Annotated in this window: 16 protein-coding genes; 6 read left to right on the top strand and 10 right to left on the bottom strand. The window is 68.0% G+C overall.

Annotation, left to right across the window (positions count from 1 at the left end; genetic code table 11):
- Positions 1-140 precede the first annotated feature (140 nt).
- Positions 141-638, top strand: coding sequence for a GNAT family N-acetyltransferase (locus tag MQH31_RS14360; protein ID WP_243012627.1), 498 nt, complete (start codon positions 141-143; stop codon positions 636-638).
- A gap of 147 nt (positions 639-785) precedes the next feature.
- Here the strand turns inward: MQH31_RS14360 and MQH31_RS14355 are convergent, their stop codons facing one another.
- The 3 genes from MQH31_RS14355 to MQH31_RS14345 form a co-directional block, all read right to left on the bottom strand.
- Positions 786-1,733 carry an aldo/keto reductase gene (locus tag MQH31_RS14355; protein ID WP_243012626.1) on the bottom strand — a complete coding sequence of 316 codons (948 nt, stop codon included), beginning with the start codon at positions 1,731-1,733 and terminating at the stop codon, positions 786-788.
- Between the two features lie 88 nt (positions 1,734-1,821).
- Complete coding sequence (locus MQH31_RS14350; protein ID WP_243012625.1) at positions 1,822-2,838, bottom strand: zinc-dependent alcohol dehydrogenase; 1,017 nt, start codon at positions 2,836-2,838, stop codon at positions 1,822-1,824.
- Positions 2,839-2,915: 77 nt separating this feature from the next.
- Positions 2,916-3,299: a VOC family protein gene (locus MQH31_RS14345; RefSeq protein ID WP_243012624.1), complete on the bottom strand. Its 384-nt coding sequence runs from the start codon at positions 3,297-3,299 to the stop codon at positions 2,916-2,918.
- A gap of 99 nt (positions 3,300-3,398) precedes the next feature.
- On the opposite strand from MQH31_RS14345, the gene MQH31_RS14340 reads away from it, so the two are divergent.
- Both MQH31_RS14340 and MQH31_RS14335 read left to right on the top strand, forming a co-directional pair.
- Entirely contained in the window at positions 3,399-4,058 is a 660-nt protein-coding gene (locus MQH31_RS14340) for an isochorismatase family protein (protein ID WP_243012623.1), read from the top strand.
- 191 nt (positions 4,059-4,249) lie between these two features.
- Positions 4,250-5,029, top strand: a complete 780-nt coding sequence (locus MQH31_RS14335) for a glycoside hydrolase family 25 domain-containing protein (protein ID WP_243012622.1) — start codon at positions 4,250-4,252, stop codon at positions 5,027-5,029.
- A gap of 17 nt (positions 5,030-5,046) precedes the next feature.
- On the opposite strand, the gene MQH31_RS14330 is transcribed toward MQH31_RS14335, so the two are convergent.
- Positions 5,047-5,865, bottom strand: a complete 819-nt coding sequence (locus MQH31_RS14330) for a shikimate 5-dehydrogenase (RefSeq protein ID WP_243012621.1) — start codon at positions 5,863-5,865, stop codon at positions 5,047-5,049.
- A gap of 114 nt (positions 5,866-5,979) precedes the next feature.
- The gene (locus MQH31_RS14325; RefSeq protein ID WP_243012620.1) at positions 5,980-6,837 is read right to left on the bottom strand and encodes a PhzF family phenazine biosynthesis protein; all 858 of its coding nucleotides are present in this window, start codon (positions 6,835-6,837) and stop codon (positions 5,980-5,982) included.
- 58 nt (positions 6,838-6,895) lie between these two features.
- Between MQH31_RS14325 and MQH31_RS14320 the strand changes: the two genes are divergently transcribed.
- Complete coding sequence (locus MQH31_RS14320; RefSeq protein WP_243012619.1) at positions 6,896-8,296, top strand: alpha-amylase family glycosyl hydrolase; 1,401 nt, start codon at positions 6,896-6,898, stop codon at positions 8,294-8,296.
- 36 nt (positions 8,297-8,332) lie between these two features.
- On the opposite strand, the gene MQH31_RS14315 is transcribed toward MQH31_RS14320, so the two are convergent.
- Positions 8,333-9,022 (bottom strand): DUF2461 domain-containing protein, encoded by a 690-nt coding sequence (locus MQH31_RS14315; protein WP_243012618.1) that lies wholly within the window; start codon positions 9,020-9,022, stop codon positions 8,333-8,335.
- A 103-nt stretch (positions 9,023-9,125) separates the two neighbouring features.
- On the opposite strand from MQH31_RS14315, the gene MQH31_RS14310 reads away from it, so the two are divergent.
- Positions 9,126-9,722: a DinB family protein gene (locus MQH31_RS14310; protein WP_243012617.1), complete on the top strand. Its 597-nt coding sequence runs from the start codon at positions 9,126-9,128 to the stop codon at positions 9,720-9,722.
- A 59-nt stretch (positions 9,723-9,781) separates the two neighbouring features.
- On the opposite strand, the gene MQH31_RS14305 is transcribed toward MQH31_RS14310, so the two are convergent.
- Entirely contained in the window at positions 9,782-10,270 is a 489-nt protein-coding gene (locus MQH31_RS14305; protein ID WP_134534511.1) for an Lrp/AsnC family transcriptional regulator, read from the bottom strand.
- A 146-nt stretch (positions 10,271-10,416) separates the two neighbouring features.
- On the opposite strand from MQH31_RS14305, the gene ald reads away from it, so the two are divergent.
- Positions 10,417-11,532, top strand: a complete 1,116-nt coding sequence (gene ald / locus MQH31_RS14300) for an alanine dehydrogenase (protein WP_134534510.1) — start codon at positions 10,417-10,419, stop codon at positions 11,530-11,532.
- 183 nt (positions 11,533-11,715) lie between these two features.
- Here the strand turns inward: ald and MQH31_RS14295 are convergent, their stop codons facing one another.
- The 3 genes from MQH31_RS14295 to MQH31_RS14285 all read right to left on the bottom strand — a co-directional run bounded on the left by MQH31_RS14295 (position 11,716) and on the right by MQH31_RS14285 (position 13,582).
- Positions 11,716-11,931: a hypothetical protein gene (locus tag MQH31_RS14295; protein ID WP_243012616.1), complete on the bottom strand. Its 216-nt coding sequence runs from the start codon at positions 11,929-11,931 to the stop codon at positions 11,716-11,718.
- Positions 11,932-11,943: 12 nt separating this feature from the next.
- Complete coding sequence (locus MQH31_RS14290) at positions 11,944-12,714, bottom strand: hypothetical protein (RefSeq protein ID WP_243012615.1); 771 nt, start codon at positions 12,712-12,714, stop codon at positions 11,944-11,946.
- 217 nt (positions 12,715-12,931) lie between these two features.
- The gene (locus MQH31_RS14285) at positions 12,932-13,582 is read right to left on the bottom strand and encodes a response regulator transcription factor (protein ID WP_243012614.1); all 651 of its coding nucleotides are present in this window, start codon (positions 13,580-13,582) and stop codon (positions 12,932-12,934) included.
- Positions 13,583-13,953 lie beyond the last annotated feature (371 nt).

The raw sequence follows: 13,953 nt of genomic DNA, 5'->3' as shown, positions 1-13,953 counted from the left end.
CCCCCGGCTCGGTAGGCTGTGCGTCTGCGACGATTGCGCGGCAGACGGCCACAACACCCAGTCGAGCCGGACACCCGAGCCGGACACCCGAGCCAGACACCCGAGCCAGACGGCCCAGCCAGACACCCGAGGGATTCACCATGAGTGGCAGTACCGAACGCCCGTTCCGTTTCGAACAGGTGGAGTGGACCGACCCGCGCGCCGCCCTGCTGCGCGCTCGCATGGACGTGGAGATGACCGCGCGCTACGCCGGCCCGAGCAACCCCGAACTCGACGCTGCCGTGACCGAGGCGCTCAGGATCGACCCGGCCGACATCCTCGCGACCGTGCTCGCGCTCGATTCCGACGGAACCCCGATCGCCCACGCGGCCCTGCGCACCCACGACGGCGATTGGGAGGTCAAGCGCGTGATCGTCGCCGGCGACCAGCGCGGCCGCGGCGTCGGCCGTGCGCTGATGAACGAGCTCGAGCGCATCGCCCGGGCCGCCGGCGTACCGCGCCTCATCCTGCAGACCGGAAGCAAGCAACCGGATGCCGTCGCCCTCTACGAGAAGATCGGCTACACGCCGATCCCGATCTACGAACCGTACATCGAGGCGATCCCGCACTCCTTCTGCTTCGAAAAGCTCCTCGCCTGACCCGCCCTCCCCACCATTCCGCGTCGCCCGCGGCATCCGCTCGCCCTTCCGCGAGAGCGCACTTGTGGCCCTTAAAACCGCGTCTTAAGGGCCAAAAACGTACTCTCGCGGGAGCCCGCGACGGGTATTTCGTCGAGTCGGGGCCGGCTACTCGGGGACGCGGGCGGACGCGGCGTCGAGGGCTTCGGTCTCCTCGGAGGTGAGGGTGAGGGTCGCGGCGGCCATCAGGTCGGGCAGCTGCCCGACCGTGCGTGCGCTCGCGAGAGGGGCGACGACGCCGGGCCGGGCGCGGAGCCAGGCGAGGGCGATGGTCGCGAGCGACACCCCGTGGGCCTGGGCGACGGTGTCGAGCACCGCGACGACGGCGAGTCCCGCCGCGTTGAGGTAGCCGCCGGCCATCTGCCGGCGGGCGCTGCCCTCGAGGTCGGCCAGGGTGCGGTACTTTCCGGTCAGGAATCCGCTCGCGAGGGCGAAGTACGGCACAACGCCGAGGTGGTTCTGCTGCACGACGGGCAGCTGTTCGCGTTCGAAGGGCTGGCGGTGCACGAGGTTGTAGTGCGGCTGCAGCGCGACCGGCAGGGCGAAGCCGTTGCGGGTGGCGATCTCGATCCACTCGCTCACCCGGGCGGCGCTGTAGTTCGAGACGCCCACGTAGCGGATGCTGCCGGCGGCGACGAGATCGTTGAACGCGGTCACGGTCTCCTCGAGTGGGGTATTGGCGTCGTCGAAGTGCGCGTAGTACAGGTCGATCCGGTCCGTGCCGAGGCGGGTGAGGGATGCCGCGGCGGCCGCGGCGACGTTGCGTGCGGAGAGTCCGCGGAAGTCGGGGTGCTGACTGACCTTGGTGCCGATCACGACGTCGTCGCGGTGGCCCCCGGCCGCAAGCCAGCTGCCGATGATGGTCTCGGACTCGCCGCCGTGGTTGCCGGGAGCCCAGGCCGAATAGCCGTCCGCGGTGTCGATGAAGTTTCCTCCGGCCCCGACGAAAGCGTCGAGTACGGCGTGGGAGGCGGCCTCGTCCGAGGTCCAGCCGAAGGTGTTGCCGCCGAGGGCGAGCGGGAAGACGTCGAGGTCTGATGTGCCGATGCGGGTCATGGGATTCCTTACTGCGTGGTGCGGTGATGAGGACTGGGTGCGGTGATGAGTGCCTGGGGAGGTCTCGGTCATCGGGAGGGGGCCGAGGTCAGGCGAGCCGGGGATCGACGTGCAGCTTGGGGCCGAGCCCGGCGCCGGCGGGGCGATTCCCGGCCAGGATCTCGCGGGTGCCGCTGAGTCCGACCGTCGCGGCGACGAGCGGGCGCGGGTCGACGGCGCCGCTCGCATAGAGGTCGATCGCGCCCCTGAGCCCCGGGGAGGCGCTCAGGATGCCGACGGCTGTCACGTCCTTGAGGGCGAGAGTGCGGGTATCGACGAGGCTCGGGCTGCCGGCAAGGCCCACGTAGACCACGCGCTTGCCCGGCTCGACCAGGTCGAGCGCACGGGCGGGGAGGGTTGCCGCGTTCGAGGCGTCGATGACGGCGTCGAACGGCAGGTCCGGCAGGTCGGCGTCGGTCCAGACGCCGTCGAAGCCGAGGCTTCGCGCGTAGTCCAGCGACCGGGCGGATCGCCCCATCAGGTGCACCTCTGCGCCCTGTTGCCGAGCGAAGAGCGCGATCAGCAGGCCGATCGTGCCCGCGCCGAGAACGAGCGCCCGGTCGCCGGGCTCGAGGGCGGCACCCCGCACCGCACGCAGTGCGTTGCCGCCCGGTTCGACGAGCGCGCCGAGCACGTCGTCGACGGTGTCGGGAAGTTCGAACAGTGACGTGACGGGCACGGCGAGCTGCTCGGCGAGGGCTCCGGGGAAGCCTCCGAGGATGCCGACCTCGAAGCGGAACTCACAGACGTGCTGCAGTCCGCGGAGGCACCGACGGCACACACCGCAACCGAGCATGGTGTCTCCGGTCACCCGGCGCCCGAGCCACCGCCGGTCGACGCCCGCGCCGAGGGCGGTCACGGTCCCGGTCCACTCGTGGCCGATCCGGATCGGATACCGGGCCTTGCCGTCGTGCAGGTACTGCATCTCGCCGGTGAAGAACTCCACGTCGGTGCCGCAGACGCCGACTCTCGCGACATCGACGACGACCTGGCCCGGCCCGGCAATCGGTGGGGCGACATCCTGCACGGATGCTTCCCCGGGCGCGGTGATGACGAAGGCCTTCATGGTGCTTCCTTTCGGCGTGGATCACGGGATCAGCCTGGGAAGCTCCACGAGCTGGTGCGAAGTGGGTTCTGGCGGGGTCAGGCAGGCTTCGCGTACTGGCCGATCTCCTGCAGCGCCCAGGAATTCCCGTCGGGGTCGCTGAAGTAGGCGTACTTGACGCCGCCCATGTCATGGATCTCGGTGATCTGCAGGCCACGATTCACGAGTTCGTCCCGTGCCGCGGCGATGTCCGCGACGACCAGGTGCAGGTTCTTGACCGTGCCCTGCTCAGGGCCGTTGCCCATGCCGGTCCCGATGACCACGGAGCACGCCGAGCCCGGCGGGGTCAGCTGCACGATCCGCATCCCGTTGCCGGGCTGCACATCGTGATCCAGGTGGAAACCGACGACATCCACGTAGAAGGCCTTGCTCCGTTCGACGTCCGCAACGGGCAACGGCACGAGCTCCAGTCGCATGTCCATGGTCGTCACTGTATCAAGGTGCGACAGGCACTCGCAGCGGGAGGCGGCGTGGCGTAGCGTGTGCTGTTCACACCGTCAGACAGCCTCAGAGGAGGAACAGTGACCACGCTCGACAACCGGCCGAACACCGCCCTGGTCATCATCGACGTCCAGATCGGTTTCGTGAAGGACGCCTACGATCGGGACGCGATCGTCGGGAACGTCGGCACCGTCGTCGACAAGGCGCGTGCGGCCGGCGCCGACGTCGTCTGGGTGCAGCACCACGATGACGACCAGCCGCAGGGCAGCGCGCCCTGGCAGCTCGTGCCCGAACTCGTGCGCCTCGACGCCGAACCGCTCGTGCACAAGGCGTATGCGGACGCTTTCGAGGACACCGATCTCGAGTCCGTGCTCGCCGAACGCGGCATCGGTCGGCTCGTGATCGCCGGGGCGCAAACGGATGAGTGCATCCGGTCGACGCTTCACGGCGCGATCGTCCGCGGTTACGACGCCCTCCTCGTCAGCGACGCCCACACCACCGAAGACCTCCAGGAGTATGGTGCGCCGGCTCCGGAGCTCGTGATCGCCCACACCAACCTGTACTGGGAGTACCACACGGCGCCGGGGCGGACCGCGGGCACGGTGACCACGGCCGACCTCGACTTCACGGAGCCGGTTCCGGCCGCCGCCGATGAGGGCGCCGAAGAGGCCGCCCCCGTGCCGAATTCAGGAGAATCCGCTGACCGGAGCACGGGCACCCCCGGTATTCCGGGGCAGTGACGGCCACCGGACCCGGATCTCCTGAATTCGACACGTCGCTCTCCTGACTGAGCCAGGTCGGCGGGAGGGAGCGTCGCGGCACGGGACCTGTGAGGTCGCCGGGACGGCCTTTCATGGTCCGCCGGGTCGCGGCAGAATCGAGACCGACAGAAGCAGCTCAGATCTCGCACAAGCCGAACACGGAGTGACGAATGGGCAGGCATAATCGGGCCTCGGCGACGTGGTCGGGCCGTCAGATCGGGTGGAGAGCCGGCGTCGGCATCCTGGCGGTGCTGCTCAGCGTCGCGGGCATCACGACGGCGGCGCCGCGGGCGGACGCCGAAGTCCCCGTAGCGGTGGCCGCAGCGACCAGCTCCCCCGATTCCGCGGCCATCCCCTCGGTGAAGGCCCTCGATTCCGACCAGGTCATCACCGACCCGGCCTGGTTCGCCGCCGCGTACGCCGAGGGATTCCGCCTCTACATTCTCGCCACGACCGAGTGGGGCACCTGCACCCCCGCGGCCCGCACCCAGCCGCAACTGCAGCTGGCGCTCGATGCCGGGCTGAAGGTCGCCGCGTACACCCGTGACCCCGCCTGCTGGCAGGCCGGCATCGCGGCAACCGGTCCGTACAGCACGGTGCTCCAGTTCTTTGCCCTCGACATCGAAACCGGCAGCCCGCCGCTCACCCGCGACATGATCACCGGGGTGCAGGGTCTCGGGGTGCGCCCGGTCATCTACAGCGGGGCCGCGATGTGGCCGCTCCTGATGGGGACCTCGACCGAGTTCTCCGACGTCGCGCTCTGGGACACGTCGACGGGCCCGCTCGACTATCCGAGCTGGACCGCCGACGTCCTCGCCCCCCGACCGGTGCCCTACGGCGGCTGGAACGACCCGGAGAATCTCCGGATCGGCGTGCAGCAGGAGTTCGAGCGCACGCTGAACGGTGTCAGGGTGGACCTCAATTCCTTCGACGCCGCGTTCCTCTACTGATCTGTTCGTCTACTGATCTACTGACGCGAGAAAGCGGATGCCGCCAGGACCTGCTCCGGCGTCGGCCGCACCCCGGTGTACAGCTCGAACTGGTGCGCGGCCTGCAGCGCGATGACCTCTGCCCCGGTCACGATCCGCTTCCCCGCCGCCCGGGCGGCCCGGATCAGCGGCGTCTCGGCCGGAAGGGCGACCACGTCGAAGACGGTCGTGGCCGCGTCGACGGTGCCGAGCGGGTACGCGAGGCTCGAGGACTCCGCGCCACCACTCATCCCGATCGGTGTCACGTTGACGATGAGCGGAGCGGTCTCGGCTCCAGGGTCGGGCAGCCACCGATAGCCGAGCTCGTCGGCCAGCCGTCGGCCGCTGGTCTCGTTGCGGGCGATGACGACGCCGTCGGCGAAGCCGGCATCGCGGAACGCCGCACCGACGGCCTTCGCCATTCCGCCGCTGCCGCGGAGCAGGAACGAAGTGCCCGGATCGATGCCGTGCTCCGCGATCAGGGCGGCGACGGCCAGGTAGTCGGTGTTCGACGCGCGCAGGAAACCATGGTCGTTGACGATGGTGTTCACCGACCGGATCGCGGTCGCGGAGGCATCCATCTCGTCGACGAGAGCGATGACGTCCTCCTTGAAGGGCATCGACACGGAGCAGCCGCGGATGCCGAGCGCCCGCACGCCGCCGATCGCCGCCGTGATGTCTGTCGTCGTGAACGCCTTGTAGATGAAGTCGAGGCCGAGCTCGTCGTAGAGATAGTTGTGGAAGCGGGTGCCGATGTTGCTCGGGCGGGCCGCGAGCGAGATGCACAACTGTGTGTCTTTGTTGAGTGCTGGTTTCATGGTTCTACTCCCGGGATGAGGTTCGGTCTTCCACGGTAACCCGGTCGTGCCGTCCGGACGTCCGGGACGAAGGCCGGGGTCGGACGCCCGGGGTGGAGGTCGGGGAAACCGGGCTCAGGAGATGACCGTTGCGGTCCCGGACACCACGATGCCGCCCGTCGCCGGGATGTCGACGGTGAGCAGGCTCGGGCGCCCGACATGACGGCCCTGTCGGATCAGCACCCGCGCCGGGGGGTCGACGAGGCCGAGCGCCCGGAGGTAGCCGCCGACGGAGGCCGCAGCCGAGCCCGTTGCGGGGTCCTCCGTCATGGTGCCGACGGGGAAGAGGTTCCGCGCCTCGAATTCGAGCGGGCCCAACACGCGGAGGGTCGTCACGGTGCCCGCCCAGCCCTCCGCATCCATCAGGGCACGCACCTCGGCCGGGTCGAATCGGAAACCGTCGAAGGTCGCCGTCTCCGCGAACACGAGCACCGGGTGCACGTTGCCGGCGAAGGCGAGCCGGGGCGGGTAGTCCGGGTGCAGGTCGGTGGCGTCGACGCCGAGGAGCCGCAGCAGGTGCTCGAGCACGGATGCCCCGATCGGCTCCACCCGCGGCTCGACACTCGTGAACGAGGCCACGATCCCGTCAGCGGTGCGCCGGGTGTCGATCCGCACCTCCCCGATCTTCGTCTCGAACACGAAGTCATCGGCGTCACCGCGACCGGCGAGCGCGACGGCGGTCGCGATCGTCGCGTGACCGCAGAACGGCACTTCCGCCGTGGGGGAGAAGTAACGGATGCCGGCCCGGCCCGGATACTCCCGGGTCGGCGGCCGGGTCAGGAACGCGGTCTCCGCATAGCCGAGCGATGCCGCGATGCGCTGCATCTCGGCGTCGGGAAGTGCGCTCGCATCGAGCACGACACCGGCCGGGTTTCCGCCGGAGGGGTCGGCGGCGAAGGCGGTCAGGCGCAGGATCTCGGTCTGGTCGGACATGCTCAACACCCTAGGCCACCGGTGCGACGCCGCCCGGGGGAGTGCAAAGCTGAGTGACATGATGATCAGCAACACGGATGCCGTCGGGCGAGTCGAACCCGACTGGGTGCGCCACGCGATCTGGTGGCAGCTCTACCCGCTCGGATTCGTCGGCAGCTACCCGATCGCCCCCGGCGGAACCGTCCCGACGGCCGGCGAGCATCGCCTGCTCCGGATCGTGGCCTGGCTCGACCACGCGATCGAGCTCGGCGCCTCCGGCATCGCGCTCGGCCCGATCTTCGCATCGTCGACCCACGGGTACGACACGAGCGACTTCTACCGCATCGACCCGCGGCTCGGCGACGAGGCCGACTTCGACACCCTCGTCGCCGAAGCGCATGCCCGCGGCTTGCGGGTGCTCCTCGACGGGGTGTTCAACCATGTCGGGCCGGACTTCCCGCGCTACCGCGAGGCGCTCGAGAAGGGCCCGGGCAGCGCGGCCGCCGCGTGGTTCCAGGGCGGGGCAGAGGCCGGCACCCAGGCCGGAACCCCGGGAGGCGGGGCGGGCTTCGGAACCTTCGAAGGGCATCCGGGGCTCATCGCCCTCGACCACGGCAACCCGGAGGTCGCCGACTACGTGACCGGAGTGCTCGAGCACTGGCTCGACCGCGGCGGGGACGGCTGGCGGCTCGACGCCGCGTACGCCGTCCCCGCCGAATTCTGGGCCCGGGTCCTGCCGCGGGTGCGGGAGCGGCACCCGCAGGCGTGGTTCCTCGGCGAGGTCATCCACGGTGACTACCCGGAGATCGTCTCGGAGACCACCCTCGATTCCGTCACGCAGTACGAGCTCTGGAAGGCGATCTGGAGCAGCATCAACGATCACAACCCGCACGAGCTCGCCTGGTCGCTCGGCCGGCACAACGGCTTCCTCGACAGCTTCACCCCGGCGACCTTCGTCGGCAACCACGACGTCACGCGAATCGAAAGCCGCCTCGACGACCCCCGGCACCTCGCGCACGCTCTCGCCGTCTTGTTCACAACCGGGGGGACCCCCTCGGTCTACGCGGGCGACGAATACGGCTACTCGGGCCTGAAGACCGAGGAGTACGGCGGCGACGATGCGATCCGGCCGGAGTTCCCTGCGGACGGCCCGCCGGCGCTGACCGACACCGAACGTGCGGTCTACCGGTTGCACCAGGACCTGATCGGGCTGCGCCGACGGCATCCGTGGCTGCATGAGGCCCGCACCCGCATCCTCGACGTCGGCACCGACCACCTCGTGTACGAGGCGAGGGCCGGCGACGATGCCCTCGTCGTCGCGCTCAACCTCGGCGATCAGCCGTGCGGCGTCGACGTGGGCCGGTCCGGGCTGGTCGCGCTCGTCCCCGGCGGTACGCCGAAGCCCGAGGGGTCGCGTGTCACGATCGCGCCGCACGGCTGGCAGGTGCTCGCGCCGGCGGCCGACGACCCGGCACGGTAGACCCGATGCGATAGGCGCGAAGCGGCACGGCCCCGGTCAGCGACGCCGCTCGAGGCGGAGCGTGGCCAGCGGCACGTTCAGAAAGTCGATCAGGGGCGTCAGCGCCTCGAAACGTTCGGTCACGAGCGTGAGGAAGGCATCCGTTTCGGCGACGGATGCCGGCAGGGTCGCGAAGGTGGCCCACTGGCGGCGGCGCAACAGGTCGACCGCGGGGTGATCGACGGGGTACCCGCGCGGTGGACGCACGAGCGGATTGCCGTCCGCGGGGTCGAACATCCCCGTGAGGCGGGGATCGGCCAGCAGGGCGCGAAGCTCGCCGTGGTGCGCAACGATGTGGTCGCGAATCGCCGTGAGCTGCTCGGGGGAGGGTGCGTAGCAGCCGCCCGCGATGAGGACCTCATGGCCGGACACGCTGAGGAAGTAACTCGCACCGGTCTTCTCCGAACCCGCGAGCGGCCAGGACGCGGCGACGTTCGTCTTGTACGGCGACTTGTCCTTCGAGAACCGCACGTCGCGGTAGATGCGCATCATCGCCTTCTGCGGCGGTCGCACGTGCCCGGGCGCGAACCCGGCGAGGGACTCGTTGACCCGGTCGATCAGGTCGAGCATCGGCTCCCGGACCTCGCTCAGGTACACCGGCTTGTGGTCGTCGAACCAGCCCCGGTCGTTGTGGCCTTCCAACTCGCGCAGGAACTGCAGTGCCTCACCGGAAAAGTGTGTCGTCATACTCGTGCCTCCTCTCGTAGTCTGGCAGCTTCGCTGGTCGGTCCTCTGTCCGATCACGGCCGAACGCTGGTCAGCGTCAGTGGCCCGTGCTACTTTTTGCGGCATGGAGCAGAGAGAGCTATTTCTTCAGTCGGATGCCGCGTTGCGCTCCGTCATCGACCGGATCACGCCGGAGCAGTTGAGCCTGCCGGCTCCCGCGGAGTGGACCAGTAAAGAGAATCCCACGATCAGGGATATCCTCGCCGCGCACGCACGCGACGAGGCCTGGGTCGGGGACGTGCTCGCGGGCCGCACCATCGAGGAGGTCGGTGACCGCTTCAACGGCGACCTGCTCGGGTCGGACCCGATCGCGAGCTACGACCGGATCAACGACGAGGCCACAGCCGTCGTGCAGCAGGACCTCGATCCTGCCGCGATCGTGCACCTTCAGTATGGCGATTACCCACTCGCCGAGTACCTGCAGCACACGAGCATCTACCGGGCGTTCCAGGCCTGGTCGATCGCGAACTACCTCGGCCTGGAGTACGCGCTGCCGGCTTCGCTCGTCGACCTGCTCTGGGAGCAGATCCTGCCGCAGGTGGACGAGTGGCGCCAGTATGGTGTCTTCCCTCCCGCGGTCGAGGTTCCTGCAGACGCCGACAAGGAGACCCGGCTGCTCGGGATGACCGGCTTCTGGAAGCCCACCAGCATCACGGACTGACCAGACCGACCGGCGCGGCCGACCGGCACGAACCGGCGGGGTTCCGCGGCGCCCGGTTGCTACTTGCCCGAGGAGAGCCCGTTGTAGTGGTGCTCGAAGACCAGGCTCGTGCGCGTCGAGGCGACCGCGGGGTTTGCCGACAGGTTCTCGAGCACGAAGTCGCGCACGTCGTCGGAGTCGCGCGCCACGAGATGGATGATGAAGTCCTCGGTGCCGCCGAGGAAGAAGACCTGCACGACGCGCGGCATCGCCCGGATCTCGTCCCGGAACGCCGGGATCTGCGTGCGCGCCCCCGAGCGGATGCTGACGCTGATCAGTGCCTGCAGGCCGAGTCCGAGAGCCTTCGGGTCGACGAGCGTCGTGAACCGGGTGATGATGCCCCGCGTGACGAGGGAGCGCACCCGGGCGATGCACGTCGATTCCGCGATCCCCGCCGCGGTCGCGAGGCGGCTGTTGCTCATCCGGGAGTCGGCCTGGAGCAGTGCCACGAGCGTATTGTCCACGGTATCGAGCTCATCGCGGCCCCGAATCCTCTTCGTTTCCGTCATGCGTGGGCCCCTCTCAACTGAATATCGCGCTGTCTTTCGACCAAGTATCGCGGATTCCACGCTTGTCACGTGTACGAAACGAATACCAAGCATTATTTTCCCTATCCACCGGTAAGTCCGGCCATCCACCGCAGACGGAGCTCCCCATGAAGGTCGGCATCCCCACCGAGATCAAGAACAACGAGAATCGCGTGGCCATCACCCCGGCCGGGGTGCACGAGCTCGCCATCCGCGGCCACGAGGTCCTCGTGCAGGAGGGCGCGGGCGTCGGCTCGGGATTCAGCGACGACGCCTTCCGCGTCGCGGGCGCGGCCATCCTCGGCACGGCCGCCGAGGTCTGGGCGGCCGCCGACCTCCTGCTCAAGGTCAAGGAGCCGATCGAGGCCGAATACCCCCTGATGCGTGCGGGGCAGGTGCTCTTCACCTACCTGCACCTCGCCGCGTCCCGCCCGACCACGGATGCCCTCCTCACCTCCGGCACGACGGCGATCGCCTACGAGACGGTCCAGCTCGCCGACCGCAGCCTGCCGCTGCTGTCCCCGATGAGCGAGGTCGCCGGGCGACTCTCCGTGCAGGTCGGCGCGTACCACCTGATGAGCGCGAACGGCGGAAACGGCATCCTGCTCGGCGGCGTCGCCGGCACGCCCAAGGCGAAGGTCGTCATCATCGGCGGCGGCGTCGCCGGTGAGCACGCCGCCGCGAACGCCCTCGGCATGGGCGCCGACGTCACGATCATCGACCTGTCGATCGCCCGGCTGCGGCAGCTGGAGAACCGGTTCGCCGGGGCCATCCAGACCCGCGCATCCACGCGGTACGAGATCGCAGAGCAGGTCCGTGGCGCCGACCTCGTGATCGGCTCCGTGCTGATCCCGGGCGCCCAGGCACCGAAGCTCGTCACCGACGCCATGGTCGCCACGATGAAGCCGGGTTCCGTGCTCGTGGACATCGCGATCGACCAGGGCGGCTGCTTCGAGGGCTCGCACGCCACGACCCACGACAACCCGACATTCGCCGTGCACGACAGCATCTACTACTGCGTCGCCAACATGCCGGGCGCCGTCCCCGCTACCTCGACCCGGGCACTCACCAACGCGACCCTGCCCTATGTGATCGCGCTCGCCGACAAGGGCTGGAAGCAGGCCGTCGCCGACGACGCCGCGCTCGCCAAGGGCCTGAACGTGCACGCCGGCCGCATCACCAACGAGCATGTGGCCGCCGCGTTCAGTGCCCCCGTGCTGACCCTCGCCGAGATCATCGGCTAGCCGCCCGCCGGCGGCCCGCGGCAAATTCAGAGGACCACCACAAGGAAAAGCAGAAGCGGTGCCGGGAATAGTCATCCCGGCACCGCTTCACCGTGCCCGTCAGTCGAGCGCTCCACGTCCCAGAGAATGTCTGACGACGACGTTCACGACCTGCTTGCCCATTCAGCCAGCGGAGTGGCCCACTTACTCCAACGACTGTGAGGACAGCCGTTTCCAGTTCGGCCGAACCAGCCAGGCGACGTAGGCGCTCGCCGCGAAGAGTGCACCGAGCGTGGCGGGTATCCAGGCCTGGATCAAGGCGTCCGAACCCAGACTTGCGGGCAACACCAATATGAGGGAAACAGCAGTCACCACCACGATGGTGAAGAAGACCAGGAACCACCCAACAGATCGTTTCATCGTGCCACCACCCTAGTTGAAGCAGCCCATGACGGCGGCAATCGAGGCGCCACCCACGGCCGCGATTCCGCCGATGCAGGCGGCACAGACTATCGCGGTGGGAGGCGTAATCGGAACACTGCAGGAACCGCCACACAACACCAGAATTATGCCGGCGGTGATGGCGCCGACTCCGAGCACGGCCCCGATGCACTGCTGCGGGCTGATAGCCGCCGCAGCGAACAAGGGCTCCGCCGCGCCTGCGGCCAAGAGAGTGCTGGGATCCAGTTCCGCCGAATGCACCTGCACCCCGTCACGATACGTCGTCAGGTCCAGGATGCCGCTGTCACGCTCAACGACCGTCGACTCCGAGTACTGGTTGAGGTTGCCCGTCTCGTCCAGCACGAAGGTCAGGTTGCTCGGCGGCACGAAGTGCTCTCCGACGATCGGGAAAGTCACCGAAGTGGCCTTTACCCCGTCGACATCGATGGCGTAGGCCTTGACTCCCTCACGCTGCACGAACTCCGCCGGGGTATGCGACGTTATCCCTGCTGCCTCTGCGAGTACAGAAACGCTCGTTGCAAGCGCGGTGGATGCTGCCTGATCGAGTTGAATCATTTCAGGCGCCGGAGCCTCGCGGACTGATCCGGCACCAGTACTGAGAGCAGCGCACTGACCGACGGCCTGCGTCTGTGCAGTAGCGGTCGTGGTTGCGGACACGGGATCGTTCTCCGGAATGGTGGCCGCTGAGGCCGGCCCAGCCTGCACCGTGACCGTCAGTCCGACGGCCAACGCGGCGGCCAACAGAGCGCTTGTGTATCTCGTTCTCGCATGACTTCGTAGCGACATCGTTTTCAATTTTTCATCCCCTAGTAGACCAGCACTGAAGGTGCCTGTCACTGTGAGTCTGACTCCCGCCGGCGCAGTGCATCAAGTGGAAACGATGATCTCTAGCCCTAGGTCTATCGATCAGTATTCGTGGGAGACGGATCGATGCAGAATGAAGATCGGCAGGCATCCGTCAGATCGTGACGATTCCCAGTTCGGTCGCACGCAGCATAATCTGCAGCCTGTTGTGCACGTGCCACAGCCGATTGATGTGACGGATGTCCGCCTTGACCGTGCCTTCGGCGAAGCACAGCGCGTGTGCGATTTCCGCGTTGGACAAACCTGCGGCGATCAGGACGACGACTTGCCGTTCGCGATCATTCAGACTGGTCGAGCGGATGAGTGACGGATCACGTGACCTGACCGCGTCACTGATCGTCGGTGTCTGCACTGCAGGGGAGACCACTCGGTGGGCAGTGTGAGCCACGAGGACCGCGTCGATGATCTCGGCCGGCGTGGAATTCTTGAGGAGATAACCGCAGGCCCCCGCGCGCAGAACTTCAATTGCCGTCAACTCGGTTGTGAAGGTGGTCAGAGCGATAACACGGCAGCGCGGATTCCAACGCAGCACACGTCTGGTCGCCTCGACTCCGCCGACGACGGGCATCCTGACGTCCATCAGCACCACATCGGGAGACACCGCCGTGCACAACTCGACGATCTCCGAGCCGTCAGCAGCCTCGCCAACCAGAGCAATACGGTCGTCGCTCGCGAGAAAGGCTCGCAGCGCATGACGCACCAAGGCATCATCATCGACGATGAGCACTCTGACCACATCCCCCATGTACTCACGATATCGCAGGGGACTTCATCGGCACCGAGCCTGGGGCGTAGCCTGCTGGTGCGTGCCGACACGTAGGGTAGGTTCCAGACATCCGTGTTGCACGACTGGTCCCGATCCATGGGCTGAACGACCGAGGAAATGAGCACAATGCGCTTCTCTTTCTATACAGCGGCCCCCGTCGTTGCCTCCGCAACCTTTGCAGTTGCTGATTTTGGCGACTGGCTCTGTAAGTTCAGCGGCATATGCGCGTGATTCACGCGCGACTCTAGGCGGTCGAACGCTGTCTGCCGTCGACGCACCTCTGACGTCCGTCCGACGTATTCTTCGCACGCGCAAATTCTGGCAGCAGCACGCACTGCATCCGGTGGTTC

Origin of the sequence: Cryobacterium zhongshanensis (assembly GCF_022760445.1) — a bacterium.
Lineage (GTDB): Bacteria > Actinomycetota > Actinomycetes > Actinomycetales > Microbacteriaceae > Cryobacterium > Cryobacterium algoricola.
Note: the sequence above shows the minus strand (reverse complement) of the source record. Positions and strands in the feature narration are given on the sequence as shown.